Annotated in this window: 15 protein-coding genes; 10 read left to right on the top strand and 5 right to left on the bottom strand. The window is 64.4% G+C overall.

All coding sequences use genetic code 11. The features are described 5' to 3' along the window. Window positions 1-26 precede the first annotated feature (26 nt). A complete protein-coding gene (locus CXY72_RS15250) occupies window positions 27-866 on the top strand; it encodes a Ku protein (RefSeq protein ID WP_104128508.1) in 840 nt (279 codons plus the stop codon). 85 nt (window positions 867-951) lie between these two features. On the opposite strand, the gene CXY72_RS15245 is transcribed toward CXY72_RS15250, so the two are convergent. Beyond that, complete coding sequence (locus tag CXY72_RS15245; protein WP_104128507.1) at window positions 952-2,493, bottom strand: phosphotransferase; 1,542 nt, start codon at window positions 2,491-2,493, stop codon at window positions 952-954. 701 nt (window positions 2,494-3,194) lie between these two features. Here CXY72_RS15245 and CXY72_RS15240 point away from each other — a divergent pair. Further along, window positions 3,195-3,731, top strand: coding sequence for a DUF1003 domain-containing protein (locus CXY72_RS15240; protein ID WP_370446268.1), 537 nt, complete (start codon window positions 3,195-3,197; stop codon window positions 3,729-3,731). A gap of 25 nt (window positions 3,732-3,756) precedes the next feature. On the opposite strand, the gene CXY72_RS15235 is transcribed toward CXY72_RS15240, so the two are convergent. Next, window positions 3,757-4,257 (bottom strand): GNAT family N-acetyltransferase, encoded by a 501-nt coding sequence (locus tag CXY72_RS15235; protein WP_104128506.1) that lies wholly within the window; start codon window positions 4,255-4,257, stop codon window positions 3,757-3,759. 234 nt (window positions 4,258-4,491) lie between these two features. Between CXY72_RS15235 and CXY72_RS15230 the strand changes: the two genes are divergently transcribed. Then, on the top strand, window positions 4,492-6,195 hold the full coding sequence (locus tag CXY72_RS15230; protein ID WP_104128505.1) for an AMP-binding protein: 1,704 nt from the start codon (window positions 4,492-4,494) through the stop codon (window positions 6,193-6,195). Between the two features lie 167 nt (window positions 6,196-6,362). On the opposite strand, the gene CXY72_RS15225 is transcribed toward CXY72_RS15230, so the two are convergent. Beyond that, entirely contained in the window at window positions 6,363-7,217 is an 855-nt protein-coding gene (locus CXY72_RS15225) for a TIGR00645 family protein (RefSeq protein ID WP_233197866.1), read from the bottom strand. Between the two features lie 206 nt (window positions 7,218-7,423). Between CXY72_RS15225 and CXY72_RS15220 the strand changes: the two genes are divergently transcribed. Together CXY72_RS15220 and CXY72_RS15215 are read left to right on the top strand one after the other, a co-directional pair. Further along, the gene (locus tag CXY72_RS15220; protein ID WP_104128503.1) at window positions 7,424-8,959 is read left to right on the top strand and encodes a flotillin family protein; all 1,536 of its coding nucleotides are present in this window, start codon (window positions 7,424-7,426) and stop codon (window positions 8,957-8,959) included. A 114-nt stretch (window positions 8,960-9,073) separates the two neighbouring features. Then, complete coding sequence (locus tag CXY72_RS15215; RefSeq protein WP_104128502.1) at window positions 9,074-11,350, top strand: transglycosylase domain-containing protein; 2,277 nt, start codon at window positions 9,074-9,076, stop codon at window positions 11,348-11,350. Between the two features lie 64 nt (window positions 11,351-11,414). Here the strand turns inward: CXY72_RS15215 and dnaE are convergent, their stop codons facing one another. Continuing rightward, window positions 11,415-14,849, bottom strand: a complete 3,435-nt coding sequence (gene dnaE / locus CXY72_RS15210; RefSeq protein WP_104128501.1) for a DNA polymerase III subunit alpha — start codon at window positions 14,847-14,849, stop codon at window positions 11,415-11,417. Beyond that, window positions 14,846-15,118 carry a hypothetical protein gene (locus tag CXY72_RS15205; protein WP_104128500.1) on the bottom strand — a complete coding sequence of 91 codons (273 nt, stop codon included), beginning with the start codon at window positions 15,116-15,118 and terminating at the stop codon, window positions 14,846-14,848. Before CXY72_RS15205 ends, dnaE begins: the two co-directional genes overlap by 4 nt. A 208-nt stretch (window positions 15,119-15,326) precedes the next feature. Between CXY72_RS15205 and CXY72_RS15200 the strand changes: the two genes are divergently transcribed. The 5 genes from CXY72_RS15200 to fdhA all read left to right on the top strand — a co-directional run bounded on the left by CXY72_RS15200 (window position 15,327) and on the right by fdhA (window position 22,806). After that, entirely contained in the window at window positions 15,327-16,529 is a 1,203-nt protein-coding gene (locus tag CXY72_RS15200; RefSeq protein ID WP_158252597.1) for a sugar diacid recognition domain-containing protein, read from the top strand. A 75-nt stretch (window positions 16,530-16,604) separates the two neighbouring features. Beyond that, entirely contained in the window at window positions 16,605-17,777 is a 1,173-nt protein-coding gene (locus tag CXY72_RS15195) for a glycerate kinase (RefSeq protein WP_104128498.1), read from the top strand. A gap of 35 nt (window positions 17,778-17,812) precedes the next feature. Beyond that, a complete protein-coding gene (locus CXY72_RS15190) occupies window positions 17,813-19,171 on the top strand; it encodes a GntP family permease (RefSeq protein WP_104128497.1) in 1,359 nt (452 codons plus the stop codon). Window positions 19,172-19,304: 133 nt separating this feature from the next. Beyond that, window positions 19,305-21,410: a PhoX family phosphatase gene (locus tag CXY72_RS15185; RefSeq protein WP_104128496.1), complete on the top strand. Its 2,106-nt coding sequence runs from the start codon at window positions 19,305-19,307 to the stop codon at window positions 21,408-21,410. 178 nt (window positions 21,411-21,588) lie between these two features. After that, window positions 21,589-22,806, top strand: a complete 1,218-nt coding sequence (gene fdhA, locus CXY72_RS15180) for a formaldehyde dehydrogenase, glutathione-independent (protein WP_104128495.1) — start codon at window positions 21,589-21,591, stop codon at window positions 22,804-22,806. The last annotated feature ends 84 nt before the right edge of the window (window positions 22,807-22,890 follow it).

Here is a 22,890-nt window from a genome sequence, read left to right as displayed (position 1 = left end):
GTCTCATTCGGGTGTGTACTGGGCGTATGAGAAGCATCTGGACCGGTGCGATCACCTTCGGGCTCGTCAATGTGCCCGTCAAGGTGTACAGCGCCACCGAAGATCACGACGTCGCACTTCACCAGGTTCACGATGCGGATGGGGGGCGTATCCGCTATCAACGTCGCTGCGAGATCTGCGCCAAGGTTGTTCCCTACGACCACATAGACAAGGCCTATGACGACGGCGAGCAGACGGTTGTGCTCAGTTCCGGGGACTTCGCCTCACTTTCGTCCGAGCACAGCAAAGAGATCGACGTGGTCGAATTCGTACCGAGCGACCAGATCGACCCGATCATGCTCGACAAAAGTTACTTTCTCGAACCCGACGGTACATCGCCGAAGGCTTACGTGTTGCTGCGGCGCACGCTGGAAGCGACCGATCGCACGGCTATCGTGCACTTTGCGCTGCGGCAGAAGACGCGTCTCGGCGCGCTGCGCGTGCACGGTGATATGCTGATGCTGCAATCCCTGCTCTGGGACGACGAGGTGCGAGAGGCCAAATTTGCATCCCTCGATGAGCGGGTGAAAATCAGCGCCAAGGAACTGGATATGTCAGCGGCGCTGGTCGAGTCCTTCGCGGCTGATTTCGCACCGGATGCCTTCAGCGACGATTATCAGGATGAGCTACGGGCGCTGATCGAGGCCAGGCTGAAAAGTGGTGATGCCGTGTCGACTGAGGCGACGTTCGGCGAAGCCGCCGAAGAGGGAGAGGGCGGCGAGGTCCTCGATTTGATGGAGGCCCTGCGGCGCAGCGTCGAGGCTAGCCGTGAACGAGCCAAGCCGACACCCAAACGCACGGCGAAGCAGTCGCGGTCGGCCTCCTGAATCGGTCTGTTCATCGACCGTGACCAGGTCTGGTTCCAGGCCAACGGATGGTGTCACCGCACCTCGGCATTGTCCATTCCGGCGGTTAGTTCGACACATCGACCAGCCGCTTGATCGCGGCGAGAGGGATCGGCAGCCAGGTCGGGCGGTTGCGTATCTCGTAGACGGCTTCATAGAGTGCCTTGTCGAGTTCGAACGCATCAAGCAAAGTTCTTTGATCGGCAAGTTTCACGCCGGAGCGCTCAGCATAACCGTTGAGGAAGGCAGCGCGGCAGGCCATGGCCCACTGGAAAATAGTGGATCCGGCATCCGTTGCTTCACCGGCGACTGGTTCGCCCGGCGCCTCCGCCCGAGTCGAATCGTCCGTCGCTGCCGTCATAGCACCCGCGACGTAGGAGAACGATCGCAGCATTCCGGCGACATCGCGCAGCGGGATATCGGGCCGAGTCCGTTCCCGCAGGGTGCGCAGAGGTTCCCCCTCAAAGTCCAGCAATACCCAGCCACGACCCCGCACGTCGAGCACCTGGCCGAGGTGGAAATCACCATGAATGCGCTGCAATCGCGGCCAGGTCGCTGTCTCCGCGCGAGCGAAGACCGCCTCGATGGCAGCGCCATACTGGGCCAGAATCGGTACTTCGTGCAGGGCCTGGCGGCAACGCTGCCGCATCTTGGCCATTTCGTCGGCGATGACCGCGGGGGTCACATCCAGCGTTGGCAAAGTGCGGGCAAGGTCCTGGTGCACATCGGCGGTAGCCTGTCCCAGTCGAAAAGCCGGACCCGTGAAGTCGCTGCCGGAAGCCGCAGCGACCAGGGCTGTACGCCACGCATCGGGGGCATCGGGCAGAAATTCCTGGGCAAAGGCCAGATGGCCGACGGCCCGACTGTCAGGTTCGGCGGGGTCATCCCATTGGCCAAGAATGTCGCCGAAAGGGAGCGGGATCCGCTCTGATCCGGCGCTGGACAGTGCGGCCTGCACCACTACATCAGGATTTTCACCGGCATGAATGATGCGAAAAATCTTGCAGATGATCGGCGTTGTGGGCGCACCGGTTGCGTCTGTGCGCTGCACGACGATCGAGGTGTTGGATTGCTCACCGTCGAGGACGCGGCTGGAGACCACAGCAGCCTCCCGAGGGGAGGTGGAATCCGCTCTCAAATCTTCGCCGTGCGCGCTGGCGGCGGTACGGTCACGTGCCGGAGCCCCACTCGAACTCGTCTCGCCCTGCAGTTCCATGAAACTGAGCACTGCAGAGGCGAAGATCGGGTCATAGGCGGCGTCATAAATGAAGCGTGCTCGGTCGGAGCCGGTTTGGCGCTCGGTGATCAGGGCATTGGCTGAGCCGGCAAGTTCATAGGCCCGCTCCGTGGTCGGCAGTTGGTAGAGGGTGAGGCCCAAGCTCGCCGTGTCCAACATGAGGTCGATGCGAATGGTGACGTCCGGGTCGGTCGAGTCCAGAGAGAAATGGCCGATACTGCGAAGAACCGGCAGCTGTCCCTTGTTGCCGAACCACCGCTGTGTTGATACCCACACGTTGACATAATCGGGCATCGGAATGCCCCGATGGGCGGGGGCGAGGTCGGGATTAGCGGCGGGGTCTTTATTCGGGGCGCTGTCTCCATCGATCATGCCGCCAGCGTATCCTTCCCGTCCGGGTTAAGCCGCGTGTTCGGGCGTGCCGTCGATCATGTTTCGCGTTGCGGGTGCCAGCGACAGCGCCGCTGGGAGCGATGCCGAGATTGGCTCTCACAAATACCTCGAGGCGCAAAGCCCAAGTCACCGACTCGCGCGACTCGCCCCAGGCGCACCGCTGACCGGTCGAACTAATGGGTCAACAGCCCTCATGGGGGCAGCGCAGGGGGCAGCGCCGGGGCAGGACGTCGCGGTCGAGGGGTTAAGCGGAGGCGAGGGCGTGCGGTAGCCGCAAGGGTTCAACGCGGATGCTGGTGCGCTCGCAACCCGTGCATTTGAGAACGTAGCGGGGGAGCGAGAGCCGGAGGGCTTGCGCGGGGTTCGGTTTCAGGTCGGCCTGTGACTTGCAAAACGGGCAGGTAATTCGCATCGAGGGTGGTCCCTTGGCTTGGTTCTGCGCAAGCGGTAACTCGCGTCCACTAGAACATAGGGGGCGAGTGCCTGATGCCGCACCCCCTTGAACTTTCAGCTGATCTATGTATACAGACCAGTATGTCTGCCCCTGTTTCCGCGGACGCAAGGCCATATCTTCTGCAACTGGTCACATGAACGGATTCAGCGGCTTTTCACTGTGTATTCAGAGAATCATCCCGGAGTGCACCACGAGACTCCGGATCCATCAGACATACGCTGTGCCAATGAATACTGTGCCAACCAACGCGGGGCCCATAAAACCTGAGCATGGCATGTTCGAGTCCTCACGCGCAGCCGAGTCCTCGGCCGCGCCGAAGACAGCGAGTGCCCGCCGTGGGCTCACCGTTACCTGGCACCAGCAGCACAAGAAAACCCTGACCACGGAGGAGCGGGCTGCCGATACCATGCGCAACTTCATGGGGAGTTGGCGATTCGTCGGTGGTTTTGTGCTTTTCATGATTCTGTGGGCCGTGGCAAACTCCTTCGCCTCTGGCTGGGATCCCTACCCGTTCATTCTGCTCAACCTGTTTTTGAGCATGCTCGCCGGCCTGCAGGGCGCTATTTTGCTTATTTCGGCCAAGAGACAGGATGCGATCGCCGCAGCCCTAGCCCAGCATGACTTCGACACGAACATCGCCGCGAAGACCGACATCGAGGCCCTGCTCGAAATCAACAACCGGCAGCTCGCTATGATCAGCGACCTGCACGCCATCCTCGAACGCCTCGACTGGCCGCGGTCGGCGACCGTGACGAACGACTAGCCACTATCAGTGACAGCGGTCTTCCCTAAACGGTCGCCGCGAGCAGGCTCACGACGACGGTGTCGCCCTTGGTTGACAGCTGGCCAACCGGGGCGAAGCCGAGGCGGCCGTGAAAGGCGAGCGAGCCCGGGTTCGGCGGCTCCAGGTTGACCTCGCAGAACACCTCGCTGAGCTTCAGGCGGCGGGCAGCTCCGAAGATGGCGTCGTAGAGCACCTGGCCGAGGCCCTGCCCGCGATACCCGTCGGCCACGACGATGCGGTCGACGTAGAGAAAATCGGTGGACCGGCTGGAGAACCAGCGGTAGTTCTCACTCGCGTATTCGGCCCCGGCGATGAACAGAATTGCGAAGCCGATGGCGGTGTCGGACGTATCGTCGTCAACGACAGCAACGGCAAGATTGCTGTGCTCGATGAGCGCGGCCAGCGCCTCGGCATCCAACTCGTTGACCGCGGGAACCGCAGCATTGTTGAGCGCGAGTACGAGTGGCAGATCGGCGGGAATCAGGGAACGAATCGAGTAGGTCACCCGTCAACGATAGGCCAGTGCACGATAAGTCGGCTGTTCACGGCTTCGATCGCTACATTCCGTAGTGGCACGTGGTCATCACGCTGCGCCCCTTCCTCGGCTCGGGCAAGCTCGCGGGCATCCGATTCGGGCGAGCTGCTATCGGCCAGGCTCGGTGCGGGCCGAGCCAGAGCCCTGAGAGAATGGAATGTCGCCGTTTCGCTCGTGGCGGCTCGTTCAAGGAGACAACGGCGTATGACTCACCAGGTGAGCACTAGTAATTACCGTGCCGCACGCGACCAGCTTCTGGCACTGCGCGACGATCACGCTCGCGCCGCGCAGGAATTTCGTTGGCCAGATGTGGGAGAACACTTCAACTGGGCCACCGACTGGTTCGACGTGCTCGCCCGCGGCAACGACAAAATCGCGCTCTGGATCGTCGAAGAAGACGGCAGCGAGCAAAAGCTCACCTTTGACGAGATGGCTCATCGGTCTGACCAGGTCGCCACCTGGCTCAGCCATCAAGGCGTCGGGCGTGGTGACCACGTCATGCTCATGCTCGGCAACCAGCGGGAGATCTGGGAGGCGATGCTCGCCATCATGAAGGTCGGCGCCGTCATCATGCCCACGAGCGCCGTACTCGCCTCGCACGACCTGACCGACCGCGTGCAGCGCGGCGGCGTCGCCCACGTGATCGCCAACTCGGCCGATGCGGTCAAATTCGACGACGTTCCCGGCGACTACACCCGCATCGCTGTCGGCGCTGCCCTTCCTGGGTGGGCCGACTTCGCGGACGCCTATCAGGTGAACCCGGAACCCATCACCACGGTCGTGGAATCCGTCGACCCCTCGTTGATCTACTTCACCTCTGGTACGACAAGCAAGCCGAAGATGGTGCTGCACTCGCAGACTTCCTACCCGGTCGGCCACCTCTCCACCATGTATTGGCTGGGGCTGCGCCCCGGCGACGTGCACCTGGCCATCAGCTCGCCCGGCTGGGGCAAACACGCCTGGAGCTGTTTCTTCGCCCCGTGGATCGCCGAGGCCACCGTGTTCGTCTACAACTACTCCAAGTTCGACCCGGCCGCCCTCATCGCGCAACTGCACCGCGCCCAGGTGAGCACGTTCTGTGCACCGCCCACGGTCTGGCGCATGCTTATCCAAGCGGATGTCGGCGCGCGCCCGGCCAGCCTGCGCGAGCTGCTCTCCGCGGGCGAACCGCTCAACCCCGAGGTGATCCGGCAGATCGACAACGGCTGGAAACTGACCATTCGCGACGGATTCGGCCAAACCGAGACCACCGCAATCGTCGGAAACGGTCCCGGCTCCGTGCTGAAAGCCGGGTCGATGGGCCTGCCGTTGCCGGGCGTCGCGATCAAGCTGCTCGACCCGATCACCGAGTTGCCCGCCGACGAGGGCGAAATTTGCCTCGACCTCTCGCAGAGCCCGGTCAACCTCATGAGCGGCTACCACGGCGAACCTGACCTCACCGCGCACGCCATTCGCGGCGGATTTTTTCACACCGGCGATGTCGCCACGGTGGATTCCGATGGCTACCTCACCTTCATCGGCCGCACCGACGACGTCTTCAAGTCAAGCGACTACAAGGTGTCGCCGTTCGAGGTAGAGAGCGTGCTGCTCGAACACCCCGCGGTTGCCGAGGCCGCCGTCGTTCCCGCTCCCGACGCAACCAGGCTGAACATTCCCAAGGCCTATATTCATCTCGCACCGGGCTGGGAACCGACGGCGGAGACCGCAGAAGCCGTGCTGCGACATGCCCGCACCGGGCTGCCGGCCTATATGAGGGTGCGGCGGGTGGAGTTTTTCGACCTGCCCAAGACCATCTCGGGCAAGATTCGCCGGGTCGAGCTGCGCGAGCGTGAAGACGACGCGGCCGGTTCGGGCACCCGTTTCCCGGACGAGTGGCGCGACGACCAGTTTCCGGGACTCAAGCGCTAACAGCATCCGCTGGGAAGACGGGGGCTCACGGCCCGTGACACGGTTTGGCGGCGTCGATACCGTGCAGGCATGACCCTTCTCGAAGAACCGCGTCGCGCTCGATGAGCAACGAAGCGCTGGAGGCGTGATTCGTTCCCGCGAGGAGAACTCATGCAGAGGGCCGCGTTTTAGTAGCGGGCGAGCAGCTCCGTCTTTTTCGCGACGAACTCGGCGTCCGTGACGACGCCGGCGTCACGCAATTGCCCCAGTTGGGTCAAGTGCAGGGCGATACCGGTGGATGCCGCTGGCGCGAGTTCGCGACGGATGGGCGCGGCATTCAGGGCCGAAACTGGCTCCGGGGCGATGGCCGGCCCGTGCGCGACCGCGGGTGATGCTGTGGGCGGCGCTGTGTGCCCGGCCTGGGACATGCGGTCGATCCAAGCCAGCGCGATCGCCGAGAGAATGAACACCATGTGGATGATGACCTGCCAGAGCACGCCGTCCCAGGTGTAGACGTTGCCGGTGATGGTCTCGCTCGGGCTGGAGCCGATCGGGGTGCCGCGCGCGGCCAGATCGCCGACCTCGATGAAGGTTTTGAGCAGGTGAATTGACGAGATTCCCACGATGGCCATGGCGAGTTTGACCTTGAGTACGTTCGCGTTGACGTGGCTGAGCCACTCTGGCTGGTCAGGGTGGCCATCTAAAGGGATACGCGAGACGAACGTCTCATAGCCGCCGATGATGACCATGATCAGCAGGTTCGCGATCATCACGACGTCGATCAAGCCGAGCACGGAGAGCATGATCGCTGCTTCTTCAACATGGATGCCACCGTCGTCCCCGGGCACGGTCAATGAAGTCCAGACGTCGCCGCCGAGGTTGATGAGCTCCACCATGAACACGATCACATAGATGATCTGCGCGATGATGAGCCCGATATAGAGGGGGGCCTGCAGCCAACGGCTGAAGAAGATCATGAGCCCGACGCTGCGTACCCAGCGAGACTGAGGGCGAAAGGGGCGGGGGAGGGCTGTTTCAGTCACCGATCGATCATAAATGTAGACCGACCGTGAACCCCCTGTGAGCGGAGGGCTCAGTTGCCCGAGGTGGCAGCGCCCGAGCCGGTGCTGTGGCGACACCTTTCGTATCCGGCGCAGTGGCCTGCCAGACTGGTCTCACAGCTCGGCGAAACGGGAGACAGACCGGATCGCCGAAACGACGTACGCGCCATGCGCCTCGGAAGGACTCCATGCTCGATTTTCTGTTCAGCCCGATCCCCGGGATCATTGTCACAATCGTTGTGGTTCTGCTCATCGGCCTGATTTACGCCAAGACGATCTACAAGAACGCGGGGCCTGACGAGGCCCTCATCATCACCGGCAAGAAGAGCCGCAAAACCATCGTCGATGGTGCGACGCTCGAGGAATCCGGCCAGCGCGTCGTGCACGGACAGGGCGTCTTCATCACTCCCTTCTTTCAGAAGGCGTTCAAGATCAGCCTGCGCAGCCGGGCGATCGAGATCACGGCAGTCGCGCAGGACCGCAACGGCATCACGCTCTCCGTCGACGCCGTGGCCATCGTCAAGGTCGGGGACTCGCCGCAGTCGATTCGTGCCGCAGCCCAGCGGTTTCTCGGCCAGGACAAGAACATCGACGGCTTCGCACAGGAAGTACTGAGCGGCTCGTTGCGCTCGTCGATCGGCGCGACCGACGTGATGACCGTCATTCAAAAGCGAGATGAGCTCGGCACCTCGGTGCTCGCCACCGCCCGGGAGTCGCTCGCCAACCAGGGCCTCGACGTTGACTCTTTCGAAATCAAGGGCATCACCGACGAGAACGACTACATCCGCGACATCGGCCGTGCCGAGCAGGCCAAGGTTCGTCGTCAGGCGGAGGTGGCCGAGCATGTGGCGAACCGCGAGTCACAGGAAGCTTTGATCACCGCCGAGCAGGCCATTGCCGAAGCGCAGAACACGCTCGCCCTGCGTAAAGCTGCGTTGCAGCTCGACACCGACAAGGCCTCTGCTGAGGCCGCCGCGTCACGGCCCCTCGCCGAGGCGAAGGCGCAGCAGGCCATCGTGCAGGAGCAGGAACTCACCGCCCAGCGCCGCGCCAGCCTGCGCAAGGCCGAGCTGGAATCCGAAGTCAACGCGATCGCCGACGCCGACGCCTACCGCATCCGGGTGACCGCCAGTGCTGCCGCCGAGGCATCCGTCGCCAAGGCCACCGCTGATCGCGACAGTCGTGTCGCCAACGCCGACGCCACCCGCGCCGAGGGTCAGGCCGAGGCCGATGCCATTCTCGCCCGTGGTACCGCCGAGGCCACGGCAACGCGCCTTTCCGCCGAGGCCGTCGCCCAGCAGTCCGAGGCGCTCATTCAGCTGCGCCTGGTGGAAATGCTTCCGCAGATTGCGCACGAGCTCGCCGCTCCGATGGGCAACATCGACCAGCTCACCGTCATTTCAACGGATGGCGCCAGCCAACTCTCCAAGAACGTCGCGTCGGGCTTCAGCGAGGTTGACGCCGTGCTCGGGTCCACCATGGGAATCGGCATCAAGGACCTTCTCGGCGGGTTGCTCGGCGGAACAGCCGGAGCCGCCCTGCGGAACGCCGCGCCCACCCACGCCGATGCGTCCGTTTCACCCACTATCGCGTCGACGCGTCCGACTGCGGCCGGCGCTACCGCTGATGACACGACGCTAGCCCCGACATCGACCGCCGCCGCACCGGCCCGTGCTGCTGCGGCCCGGCTCCCCAGAAAGGAAGGCGACGACCTGCTGTCGTAGCGAATACGGCCAGCCGGCCCCATGAGCACCCACATATGACTACCATGACGATTAGTCACGTACTGATGCGCAGGCGTGGGCTTTCGTATCGGGTGGATTCGGTGGGGGGTAAACGTGGTTCAGGTGACCGAGGTTCCGGCTGGCGCGGCCCAATCATGGCGGCGTTCTCTTCATGGCGTTCTGGGCGGCCTGCTCGGGTTCGTCGCCATGAGCGCGGCAGCGGGCATTCTGGTCGCCGTGTCGGTGACCCCGGTCGTGGCGCTCTCGGGCATAGCTGCGACCAACACGATCTCGGTGTTCGAGAATCTGCCGGGTTACGTCAACATTGAGCCGCTGTCGCAGAAGAGTGATATCTTCGCCACCCGCAGTGACGGAACGGTCGAACTACTCGCCTCGTTCTACGATCAAAACCGCATCGAGGTGAGTTGGGATGCGATCAGCCAGTTTGCGAAGGATGCCGCGGTGTCGGGAGAAGACCCTCGATTCTACGAGCATGGTGGGGTGGATCTGCAGGGCACGTTGCGGGCCACGGCCACGACAGTTGCCGGGGGAAACACGCAGGGTGGGTCGTCTATCACGCAGCAGTATGTGAAGAATGTGCTCGTGCAGAAGTGCGAGCTACTGACTGAGAAGCGGGCGCACGTCGCGTGCTACAGCGCGGCGACCAAGACCACGCCTGATCGCAAGCTCAAGGAAATGCGGCTCGCCATCGGAGTCGAGAAAGAATACAGCAAGCACGACATACTGCAGCAATACTTCAATATCACCGGCTTCGGGGGCACGGTCTACGGCATCGAGGCCGCAGCCAATTACTACTTCAACACCACCGCGGCCAACCTCACCCTGACGCAGGCGGCGAGCCTGGTCGCGATCGTGAACAACCCGGTGAAGTTTCAGCTCGACAAACCCGCGAGCGAGACCAATGGGTTCGCAAACGGTTACGCGGCCAACAAACAACGCCGCGACTACATTCTGCGCGAGATGCTGCGTTATAAGAAGATCACGAATTCCGACTATGACGCCGCCGTGGCGTTACCGGTCGATCCTGTTATCACCGAACCGAGCACGGGCTGCCAGACCGCCGCGGGCAACGCGTTCTTCTGCGACTATGTGACCAAGATTCTGCAGAACGATCCCACCTTCGGCACGGATGCTGCCACTCGTATGCTCAACTTTCGCCGGGGCGGCTACGACGTGTACACAACCCTTGATCTCGACGTGCAGAACGCGGCCGTCACCACCATGAACCAGCAGGTTCCCAAGGTCTACGCCGGCGGCGACGTCGGCGCGGTGATCACGAGTGTGCAGGTCGGCACTGGTCGAGTACTCGCCATGACCCAGAACAAGGACTACAGTCAGGACCCCACAGTGCAGGCGACCGGCGCCAACTACACCGGCATCAATTACGCCACCGACTTCGCCGAGGGTGGCTCGCTCGGATTCCAACCCGGATCGACCTACAAGGTTTTCACCCTGGCCGAGTGGCTCAAGGAGGGCCATTCCCTCAACGAGCGCGTCGACTCGAGGCGCAAAGCGAACTGGGGTAATTTTCAGGACAGCTGCCTCGGGCCCCAGAACTACAACAAGGAGGGCTTCGACCCGCGCAACGATGCCAACGAATCCGGTCCCAACTACAGTGCACTGGAAGCCACCGTCGGTTCAATCAACACCGGCTTCATCGGAATGGCCAAGCGGCTCGACCTGTGCGGCATCCGCAAGACGGCTGAGGCATTCGGTGCGCACCGGGCCGATGGCAACCCGCTCTCGCAGTCCGCGGCATCCGTTATCGGCACCAACGAGATCGCCCCGCTGACCATGGCTGTTGCCTTTGCCGGCATCGCGAACAAGGGAGTGACCTGCTTGCCGATTGCCATTGATCGCATCGTCGGTCCGGGTGGGGTGGAGATTACGGTGCCGCCGTCGGTCTGTACGCAGTCGGTCGATTCGACGGTCGCGGCCGGCATGGCCTACGCGATGCATCGGGTGATGACGGGCGGCACCGGGCGGCAGTCCAACGCCAACACACTGCCTTTGGTGCCGATGATCGGCAAGACCGGAACGACGGATGGTGCCAAAGACACCTGGATGAGCGGCGCCAGTACCAAGGTGGCCACGGTGGTCGCCGTGGTGAGCGTGACCGGAGCGCTCAGCCAGCGGCGGCAGTTCTTTGGACGTGACCAGATCGCGACGGCCCGGCACCGGATGTGGCCGGTCGTGATGTCGGTCGTCAACGCCAAGTACGGCGGAGATGCCTTCGATGAACTCGCCCCCAAGTACATTCCACCGCCCGTGGTCGTGGCGCCACCGATCGTGGCGCCGGTCGCTCCACCGGTCGCTCCACCGGCAGCGCCCGCGCCGCCGGATGTCGTTCCCACCACGCCTGACCAGTAGCGCCGCTCAGGAGTGGCGTGCCAGTGAGCACCGCCCCGGTAGTGGGTGGGCCGTTAGCGCCGCCTCACGCGCTCTGCGCCGCATTGAGATGGTGCAGGGTGCCGCCGGGACGCGATGACAGAAGAGCCGCCGGCTGCGCGGCGAGTTCAGCCGCGTAGGCCGCTGCGCTGGCCGCTTCCTCGGCAGCCACCCGTTCAACGGTGTGCCGCTCCTTCACCTGGCGGGCCACATCGAACAGGTCCCACAGATTCTCCCCGGTCACCGAGACGCCGCGCGCACCGGAGCGCCGGGTGCGACCGCGCACCAGCATGTAATTGGTCTGGAACACGTGCCCGCCGACCCGCTCCTGCGCGTCGTGAAAGAACACGACGTTGGAGACCGGGCCGGTGCCATCGTCGAGGCTGATGAACACCACGCGGCGTCCGCCGCGCATCGGAGGCGTGTTCGTGGCTCGCCGAACTCCGGCAAGCAGCACCTCGGTGCCGCCGGGCAGGTTACCGAGCTCGCTCGCCGGGGTTACCCCCAACTCTTTGAACAGGGCGTGAAAGCGTTTCATCTGGTGTGATCCGACGGCCAGGTTCAGGTCCTGCAGCTCCAGATCGGTCTGGGTGCGGCCGCGCAGTTCGAGTGAGGTGATGGCGCCGGCGCGATCGCCCGAATACTGCGGCACCGGCAGCTCCACCTCGAACGCTAGCTGGTCAGCGCGAATGACCACGGCGGTGCCGCGCAGCGATTGAATGTGCGCGAGCAGTTCGTGCCGCCGGGCCCGGTCGTAGCCGATGAACGTGTCGAGGGCGCCCACTCGGGCGAGTGCTTCGAAGGTGCGCCGCCGAGGGTGCACCCGGTCACGAAAGTCCTGCAGCGAGCTAAACGGCTGGTGCTGCGCAATGCGCGCCCGCTCCATCTCCGTGCTACCGGCCAGTTCGGGCAGCGCCAGACGGATGCCCTGGCTGCCGTCGGCGAGATCCTCCACCCGGTAGTCCAGCGCACTCGACTGCACGTCGAGGGGGAGTACCGGCACCCCGAGCACCCGGGCCTCGGCGACGATGAGGTCTTTGGGCCACATGCCGGGGTCGTGGGTGAGTAGCCCGGCCAGGAAAGCGGCCGGGTGATGGGTTTTCAGCCAGGCGGACTGGTAGGTAGGCAAGGCGAAGGCTGCGCCGTGCGCTTTAGCAAAGCCGAAGCTGCCAAACCCGGCCAACACCGTCCAGACCTGGTCGATGACGGCAACGCTGAACCCGCGCGCCAGCGCCCGTTCGCGCACGTACTCTTCGATCTCGGGGAGTTGCTCGGGTTTACCCAGGTGCCGGCGAAAGACATCCGCTTTGCCCAGGCCGCAACCGGTGAGTTCGTCGAACAGCCGCATCACCTGTTCGTGAAAGATGACAACGCCGTTGGTTTCGCGCAAAATCAGCTCGAACCGGGGGTGAATGTAGTCGGGGGCGACTTCGCCGTGTCGGGCCTGCAGGTATTTGAGCGGCATGTTGTTTTTCATCGGGCCGGGCCGAAACAGCGAGATCTCCACGGTGAGGTCGTTGAACACCTCCGGTTGCAGCTTGCCGACCAGCTCCATCTGGCCGGGCGATTCGATCTGAAAAATGCCGAGCGTGCGCGTGGAACGAATGAGTTCGAAGGTTTTCGGGTCGTCGAGCGGCACCCGGTCAAGGTCGATACTCTCGCCGGTGAGTCGGTGATGCTCTTCAACGGCATGCGCCATCGCCGACTGCATGCGCACGCCGAGAATGTCGAGTTTGATCAGCCCCATCGGGTCCATGTCGTGTTTGTCGTACTGCGACATCGGCAGGCCCATGCCGCTCGCCTGCACCGGGGTGCGGTCGAGCAGGCTCGCGTCGGAGAGGATCACGCCGCAGGGGTGCACCGAGATGTGTCGGGGGAGCCGGTCGAGTTTGGCGGTGAGGTCGACGAGCAGGTCGAGCTGTTGCGACTCACGTACCTCGGCGGCGAGGGCTTCGAGTTCGGGCTTCTCTTCGAGGGCGCGGCGAAAGTCGCGGGCGTTGAATCGCCACATCTGCTTGGCGATCACGTTGATCTGGGCATCGGGCAGGCCGAGGGCGAGACCGGCGTCGCGCACGGCGCCACGGCCGCGGTAGGCGTTGGTCATCGACATGAGCGAGACCCGGTCGCTGCCGAAGGCACGAAACACTTCACGGTAGATGTCGTGGCGCCTGGCCGACTCGACGTCGATGTCGATATCGGGCAGCGTCTGGCGTTCGGGGGAGAGAAAACGCTCCCAGAGCAGCCCGTTGCCGATGGGCTCGACCGAGGAGGTGCGCAGCGCGTAGTTGAGCACCGAGCCGACCCCCGAGCCGCGCGCCTGAATGCGGATACCCATCCCGCGAATAATGTCGGCCACCCGTGACACGGTCAGAAAGTAGCTGGCAAAGCCTAAGTGTTCGACCGTTTTCATCTCGTGGGCGAGCTGGGCGTGGGCCGCTTCGACCGCGCGGGAGCCGCTCATTGAGTACAGGTCGGCGATGCCGCTTGTGGCGCGCCGCCAGAGTTCGGTGACCGGGTCGCCGGTGACGCCGATGATGCGCGCCTCTGGCATGCGCGGGCGCCCCAGCCCGATATCGAGAACCGGGTCGAGGCTGCACCGGTCGGCGAGCTGCTCGGTGTCACGCAGCAGCCGTTCGAGCGCCCCGTCATCGTGCAGACCGGCGTCGACGACCATGCGGGCCACCTGACGCATCGCTCCGGCCGGTTTAAGCCAGGCCTGGCCGTTGGTTTGGGGGGTTTCGAGTTCGGCAAGCGGCAGCAGAAAGCGGGCGGCATCGGCGAGATCGGCGGTGACTGCCTCGTCGGGCGTGCCGTACCGCACGGCATTGCTGAGCACGGCGGGGAGCCCGGCGTTTTCGGCGAGGGCGAGCATGCGCGTGGCCGGCGTCACACTGCCGACGGTGCCGCTTTCGGCCAGGTGACAGACGATTTCGAGTACGACGGCCTGGGCGGGCAGGGCGCGCCGCCAGTGGATGAGCCGCGCTGCGGCATCCGCATTGTCGCGGCGGGCGATGGCGAGACCGACGTCGGAGTCGGGGCCGAGCAGCACGGTGAGCGAGGCGAGGCCGGCCAGGTCAGCCAGGCGATCGCGCGAAATGCTCGGTCCGGTGCTGCCGGGCGTGAGCGCGGAGCGTTGACCGGCACTACCGTCGTGGGCGGAGCTGACCGCCCGGCAGAGCGCGGCGTACCCGCGACCGTTGGTGTGGCCGTGGGCGAGCACGACCACTCGACCGAGCGGGCGATACTCCTCGTCGTGCACGGCGAGTTCGGCGCCGAGCCCGGGGCGGATACCCACGATCTCGCAGGCGCGCACGTGTTTGACGGCGCCGTAGAGTCCGTCACGGTCGGTGACGGCCAGAAAATTCGCGCCCTGCGCGGCCGCCTGCTCGGCCAGGGCTTCGGGAAGCGTAACCCCGTAATGGGTCGAATAGGCGCTCGCGACGTGTAGGTGCGCGAAGCTCGTCGCCAGTGCGTTGCTCATCCCCAGTCCAATGCTAAAGTCCAGGACCCGTCAATGCCGCGGCGCAGGTCGTAGCGGTGCTGTTCTTCACCGCCGCGACTGGCGTCGAGCCGCCACAGTTCGGTGTCGATGCGGGTAGGGGTTCCCTCGTCTTCCCACCACCGGGTACGTTTGAACACCGCCTGCGGTTGTCCGATGACGGTGTGTTCGAACCGATTCCAGATGAATGCGCGCGGGTCGCCGTCGGGGGACAACTCAACGTCGACCGGTGCATCAATAATTTGGGGCAAGGTATACTCCCTGGGCTCGTGACGGGTGATAATGATAAAAACCTGATGAGCGATGGTTAAAAAAACCTGCAATGAGTTCGAACAAAATCTCGTTGAAACCAATCACTATCGAATATCTCTTCTAAGTAAAAGTGTATGTCACCCCACCGACATGCGCCATGGGCGATTGCCTGCAGCCCAGCTGACGCTCGCGATCTACGATGGCCAGATGATCGAAGTAACACCGAACGCAACTGCACCGAACGGCACTGCACCGAACGGCACTGCACCGAACGGCACTGCACCGAACGGCAGTTCACCCGGCGCAGCGCAGATCTCCAGGGAGCTCGCCCAGCGTCTGGTCGAACAACTTGCGCCGAGCCTGGTGCACAACGTGAACATCATGGATGCGACCGGCATGATTATTGGCTCGATGGACGCCGCCCGCATCGGCACCCGGCACGATGGAGCCCGGGAGGCGGCGTTCCGCGGCGACGCGGTACACATCGCCCCCGGTGACGAACACCAAGGCACCCGGCCGGGCGTGAACATTCCGCTGATCCTCGACGGCTACGTCGTCGCGGTCGTGGGGGTCACCGGAACCCCCGCAGAGGTTCTGCCGGTCGCGCAGGTGCTCGTGCTGACCGTTCACATGCTGCTCACCCAGGAACGACTGCGCGACAACGCGTCGTGGCGAGAATCTGCGACCCGGGACATCCTCTCGACTTTGTCGCTGGGCAAACTCACCGAAAGCCGTCTGATAGCGGGATTGCGGGGCATTGACATGCCCCTGCAGCCGCCGTGGAACCTGACCGGAGTTTTCAACACAGCGCCCGGCGCGAACTTGTCGGTGTCGCTGCTGCGTCAGCTGCGCGAGCTCTCCGGGGTGGTGGCCGCCGATATCAACGGCGCCGTCTGGGTGCTGAGCGGATCGTCGACGGCGATCGGCCTGTCCCTGCTCCGGCACCGCCTGCAACAGTCCCGCGCGCAGCCCCTGTGGTTTCTGACCGGGCAGGTCGGCGCGACGATGCCGCAACTCACCGGTGACGCGGAGCGCCTCGGCACGCTGCTGGCCCGGCCCGGACTGCTCGTCCCATTCACCACGCGGGCCAGCCCCGAGATTCGGCTCGACTCACTGGGGCTCGAACTTGCGATCGCCGGCTTGTCCGACGCCATGATCGACGACCTCGCCGCGTCGGTACTCGCCCCGCTCAGTGCCACCCTGCGCGAAACCGCCCGGGTGTTTCTCGGTAACGAACTGTCGATCGCCGGCGCTGCGCGAGCGCTCGGCGTGCACCGCAATACCGTCGTGCAGCGACTCGACCGCATCGAAGTGCTCACGACCCTCAACATGCGGCATTTCAGTTCCGCCGTCTCAATGCGGGTCGCACTGGCGGCCGACGACGCCCTCTATGTGTACGATGCACAGTAATTGTCTCGCAACTCAACGAAAAATATGGGTTCACTCCACCTGAATATGTGCGCGATTGTGACCTAGCCTGAATCAATGAACGATCGCCCGGCAGTGAAGCCGCTCACAATAGTCATCGCGCCGGATTCGTTCAAGGGAAGCCTCAGTGCCGCCGCCGCCGCCGCCGCCATGGCCGACGGGGCCCGCGACGCCGCCATCGCCCTCGGTCTGCCGCAGGCCCAGATCACGCTCTGTCCGATGGCGGACGGCGGTGAGGGGACCCTCGATGCCATCGCCGCTGTCTGGGGCGTCGAACCCCGCGCCATGCCCACCGTCGATGCGCTTGGCCGCAGCCGACTGGCCCGCTATGCCCGGTCAGCCAATGGCCGGGTCGGCCTGATCGAGGCAGCCGAGTCCAATGGTTTGCCGCTGGTAGCGGATACCGCACTCCAGCCCCAGCGCGCCGACACCTTCGGCGTCGGTCTGCTCGCCGGGGAATTGCTCGACCAAAATGTCGAGGAGATTCTGCTCTGCATCGGCGGCTCGGCCAGCACCGACGGTGGAACCGGCCTGCTCGCCGCGCTCGGCGCACGCTTCCTTGATGCGGCCGGTGAAATCGTCGCTCCCGGCGGGGCCGGTCTGGCGCAGATCGAGTCGATCGACCTCGCCGGATTACACCCGCACGCCCGCGCCGTGCGCTGGCGTGTCGCCGTCGACGTGAACAATCCGCTCTGCGGCCCGACCGGCGCCGCCGCGGTGTTCGGCCCGCAAAAGGGTGCCGCGCCGAGTGACGTTGCCCAGCTTGACGCCGGTCTGGCCCACCTCGCCGCCATTGTTCTGGGCGAAACCGGCACGGACATGACCGACCGGCCCGGTGCGGGAGCAGCCGGCGGTATGCCGGCCATTCTGGTGCCGTTGCTTCACGCCGAGCTGGTTCCCGGCTCCACCCTGGTAGCGGATGCCGTCGGCCTCGCCGACAAAATCGCCAACGCCGACCTCGTGCTCACCGGTGAAGGCAGCTTCGACTCCCAATCCCTCGGCGGCAAGGTAGCCGTGGCTGTCGCTCGTCTGGCCCCGGCAGGATGCCCGGTCGTCGTCATCGCGGGACGGGTGTCACTGCCTGCGGCCGACACCGCAGCATCCGGGGTCACCGCCGCCTTCTCGATCGCCGGGGGACCGGCGACCCTCGACGACATGCAGGACCACGCGGCCGAACGTGTGCGCGAGACGGCAGCACACGCTGTTGCCCTCTTTCTTCAGTCCCACTAGCTCCCGCTCCACCCAGAAATAGAAAGATCGTCTCAATGCTGAGCATTGCCATCCTGGTGACTCTTGTCGCCGCCATCGTCTTCGCCACCACCAAGCTGAAGATCAATCCCTTTCTCGCCTTGCTCGCCGCCGCCTTAATCGGTGGTTTCGCATTCGGGTTGCCGGTCGACACGATCGCCTCGACCATCACGACGGCCTTCGGCGCCACTCTGGGCAACATCGGTCTGATCATTCTGTTCGGCACCATCATCGGGGTGATCCTCGAGCGCACCGGCGCCGCCATCGCGATGGCCGAAGCCCTCATTCGGGTGTTGGGCACCCGGTTCCCGACCCTCACCATGAGCGTCATCGGCTTCATCGTATCGATCCCGGTGTTCTGTGACTCGGGCTTCGTCATTCTAAATTCGCTCAAGAAATCGCTCGCCGCCCGCGCCAAGGTGTCGCTGGTGGCGATGACGATTGCGCTGATGACCGGCCTGTACGCCACCCACGTGTTCGTACCGCCGACCCCCGGACCGCTCGCCGCCGCCGGCAATCTCAACGTCATCGACCAGCTCGGACTAATCATCGGATTCGGCCTGATCGCCGCTGCGGTTTCTGCGGTGGCCGGGCTGCTCTGGGCGAACCGGTTCCTGAAAAAGAACATCGAGCTCATGCCGGAAGTGGCCGGGGAAGAAGATGAGCAGGACTACGACAAGATTCGTGCCTCCTACGGCAAACTGCCCAACGCGTTCATGGCCTTTTTACCGATTCTCGCGCCGATCCTGCTGATCTGCATCGCCTCGATCGCCAAGCTTCCCAACCGACCGTTCGGTGAGTCCGGCCTGTACATAGCCGTCGTCTTTCTCGGCACCCCGGTCATCGCCCTGGCCGTCGGCTTGCTCGCCTCTGTGTTTCTACTGCGGGGCAAGGGCAAGCTCGACATATTCGGCGAACACGTCACAGAGGGCATTCGCATCTCGGCACCCATCCTGCTGATCACGGCTTCCGGTGCTGCCTTCGGAGCCGTTCTCGCCGCCTCCGACCTCACCGACTTCCTCGGCAGTTCCCTGTCGACCCTCGGGCTCGGGCTCGCTGTGCCGTTCCTGATCTCGGCCGCGCTCAAGACGGCCCAGGGCTCATCTACGGTAGCGATGGTGACCACCTCGGTGTTGCTGTTGCCCCTGCTGCCGGCGCTCGGCCTTGATTCTGACTTGGGCAAGGTGCTCTCAGTGCTCGCGATCGGAGCCGGCGCCATGGTGGTCTCGCACGCCAACGACAGCTACTTCTGGGTGGTGTCGCAGCTCAGCCGTATTCCAGTAGCGACCGCGTACCGCACGCTCACCCCGGCCACGGCAATTCAGGGTGTCGCCGGTTTCGCCGCCGTCTGGGTGATCGGCCTCATCGTTCTGTAGGCCTGTGTGACTGTAAGCCCGTGTGCCCGGCGACACCGAGCGTTCATGTTCGGTTAACCCTCGAGACACCGCGCGGCGGGAGGGTAGACTCACCCCCAGTTCGGGGCTCACCCCAACTATGAGGAGCGCTCGCATGTTGAATCGTGAATCCACCGGCCCCCGCCAACACACAACCGACCGTGATCGGCCATTGCTGCCGCTGCTGCCCATGGAGGGGCACACGCTCGGCAAGCGCAGCGCGGTCACCTGCCACCTCAAGTGCGCGGATGCCTGCTTCCACCCGGTGCCCAACGAGAGCAAGAACGACTACTTTCGTGACATCGTCGGCGCTGCACTGAGCCGCCGTTCCCTGCTCGTGGGCGTAGGCGTCGGTGCCGCGGCGATCGTACTCGGGTCGGGCCAGTCGGTACCCGCGCTGGCGGTACCCGGCGGTCCGGCCAGTCGTGGCCTCGCATTCACGCCGATCGCGCCCGTTCCGGCCGCCGTCGACGCTTTCTCGGTGCCAGCCGGCTACTCCTGGAACCCCATCATCCGCTGGGGGGACCCGCTGTTCGCCGCCACTGATCGGTTCGACCCGGAACACCAGACGGCCGCCGCGCAGGCGCGCCAGTTCGGCTACAACAACGACTACCTCGACATCCTCGAGGGTCCGGGGCGTGAAGGGCGGGACGGCATCCTCGTCACCAACCACGAATACACCAATGAGAACATCATGTTCGCACCCGCCACGACACCGGCCGAGGCAGATGAGCAGCGTCGCATTGCCATGATGGCCCACGGTATGTCCGTGGTCGCCCTCGAACGAAAGCGCGCCGGGCAGCCCTGGACCTACCGGGTGGGTGACCGCCTCAACCGGCGTATCACCGCGAGTACGCCGTTCACCGTCACTGGTCCGGCCGCCGGCAGTGATCTGCTGAAGACGAAGGGTGACCCCACCGGCCGCACCGTGCTCGGCACCCTCGGCAACTGCGCCGGTGGCACCACGCCCTGGGGCACGGTGCTCTCCGGCGAGGAGAATTTCAACGGATACTTCCGCACCAACGGCACCAGCACAGCTGATGCCCGCTACGGCCTGGCCAACCGCCCCACCGGTCGGCTCTGGGAGCGGATCGACGACCGCTTCGATGCCACCGTCGCCGGAAACGAGAACGAGCCCAACCGATTCGGCTGGATCGTGGAGATCGACCCGGAAGCACCGAACGAGCCCCCGGTCAAGCACACTGCGCTCGGCCGGTTCAAGCACGAGGGCGCCAACGTGATCGTGGGAAAGACCGGCCATGTCGCCGCCTACATGGGCGACGACGAACGCTTCGACTACCTCTACAAGTTCGTCTCCCACGACCGCTTCGACAAGAAGAAGAGCCCGAAGGCGCGCACCCACAACAAGACCCTCCTCACCAGGGGCTCCCTGTACGTGGCCCGGTTCACGGGCAACTCGCCAGCCGCCGAGATCACCGGCACCGGCCAGCTGCCCGCCGACGGGCAATTCGACGGTACCGGCCAGTGGGTGGCCCTCGTCATCGACGGCGTCTGCCAGGTTGCAGGCTTCACCACGGATGATGCGCTCGTGAACACCCGCCTGGTCGCGGATGCCGTCGGCGCGACCAAAATGGACCGCTGCGAAGACGTCGAGCCGAGCCCGGTGACCGGCAAGATCTATGTCGCCTGCACCAACAACAGCGATCGCGGCCGGCTCGGTAAGGAGGGTGCCACCGAGGCCAACCCACGGACGATCAACCGTGACGGTCACATCGTCGAGATCACTGAAACCGGATCCGACGCGACCTCGGTGACCTTCGACTGGAACCTGCTGCTTGTCTGCGGCGACCCGAAGACCAACACGAGCACCTACTTCGCCGGTTTCCCGAGCGACAAGGTGTCGCCCATATCCTGCCCAGACAACGTGGCCTTCGATGCCGAGGGCAACCTGTGGATCTCCACCGACGGCGCACCGAGCACGATCGGATTCTGCGACGGACTGTTCAAAGTTCCGCTCGCCGGACCCGAGCGCGGGCGGGTGCAACAGTTCCTCGCGGTGCCGCGCCAGGCGGAGACCTGCGGCCCGGTCATCCGCTCGGAGCAGTCGATGGTTTATGTTGCCGTGCAGCATCCGGGGGAGGACGGCAGCTGGGCCGCCCAGGCCAGCCGATTCCCGGACTATGTTGCGCCGGGGGCGACCGCTCCCGCTGGCGCGTGGGCCGGGCCGCGGCCATCCGTCGTGCAGGTCTGGAAGCCCTGAGTCGTTCCCCGTTCTGGTCGTTTCCTAAACCAGAACGGGGGCCACGAACTGGGAGTTTGCTGATTGTAATTTCTGAGATTCGTGGTGAAGTAAAAGGGCTGCAGTCAACGGCAGCGCTCACCCAGTGTGGAGAAGGTCGTCTGGCCTGCTCCGCGAAGAAAAACGAGGAAGGTAATTCATGACGGGGAACAGAGCAGTTGCCTACAAAAGTGCCGGAGTCGTCGAGGTCATCGACATCGACTATCCCACGTTCGAACTCAAAGATGGACCGGGTGTCAACCCGGCCAACATCGGCCGGAAGGTGCCGCACGGCGTCATTCTCAGAACGGTGACCACAAATATTTGCGGCTCAGATCAGCACATGGTGCGTGGCCGCACGACCGCACCGGCGAACCTGGTGCTAGGGCACGAAATCACCGGCGAAGTGGTCGAAACCGGCCCCGACGTCGAATTCATCAAGGTGGGCGACATCGTGTCGGTACCGTTCAACATCAGCTGCGGTCGCTGTCGCAACTGCAAGGAACGCAAGACCGGCATCTGTCTCAACGTCAACCCGGACCGTCCGGGTAGTGCATACGGTTACGTCGACATGGGCGGCTGGGTGGGAGGCCAGGCCGAGTACGTTCTGGTTCCCTACGCCGACTGGAACCTGCTGAAGTTTCCCGATCGGGACCAGGCGCTCGAGAAGATCATGGACCTCACCATGCTGTCCGACATCTTCCCAACCGGATTCCACGGGGCCTACACCGCTGGTGCCGGTATCGGATCGACCGTCTACGTCGCCGGAGCCGGCCCGGTGGGCCTCGCGGCCGCCGTCTCGGCGCAGCTGCTGGGCGCGGCCGTCGTCATCGTCGGTGACATGAACGCGGAGCGCCTCGCGCAGGCCCGCAGCTTCGGCTGCGAGACCATCGACCTCAGCAAAGGCGAGCCGGGGGAGCAAATCGAACAGATCCTCGGCGTGCCAGAGGTTGACGCCGGCGTCGACGCGGTGGGCTTTGAAGCGCGTGGCCACGGCAAGGACGCCGACCACGAGGCTCCGGCCACCGTGCTCAACTCGCTCATGACGGTCACAGCGGCCGGAGGTGCCCTCGGCATTCCGGGCCTCTACGTAACGGGCGACCCGGGGGCCAAGGAAAAGGCCGCCCAGGTGGGCTCGCTGTCGATTCGTTTGGGACTCGGCTGGGCTAAATCGCTGTCATTCACCACCGGCCAGTGTCCGGTTATGAAATACAACCGCCAGCTGATGATGGCGATCCTGTACGACAAGGTACACATCGCCAAGGCCGTCAACGCCCAGGCGATCAGCCTCGAAGATGCCCCGCGTGGCTACGCCGCATTCGACGCCGGTGCGGCAACGAAGTACGTGCTGAACCCCAACGGTTACGTCAAGGGCTAGCAGCAGGTAAGCGAATGGCCCGCCCGGGGATTCTCTCGGGCGGGCCATCCCGTTGTCTCGGAATTAATCAGCATCCGCTTCGAT

The sequence above is a fragment of the Cryobacterium sp. Y57 genome (assembly GCF_002929505.1).
GTDB lineage: Bacteria > Actinomycetota > Actinomycetes > Actinomycetales > Microbacteriaceae > Cryobacterium.
This window is presented reverse-complemented; position numbering and strand designations above follow the sequence as displayed.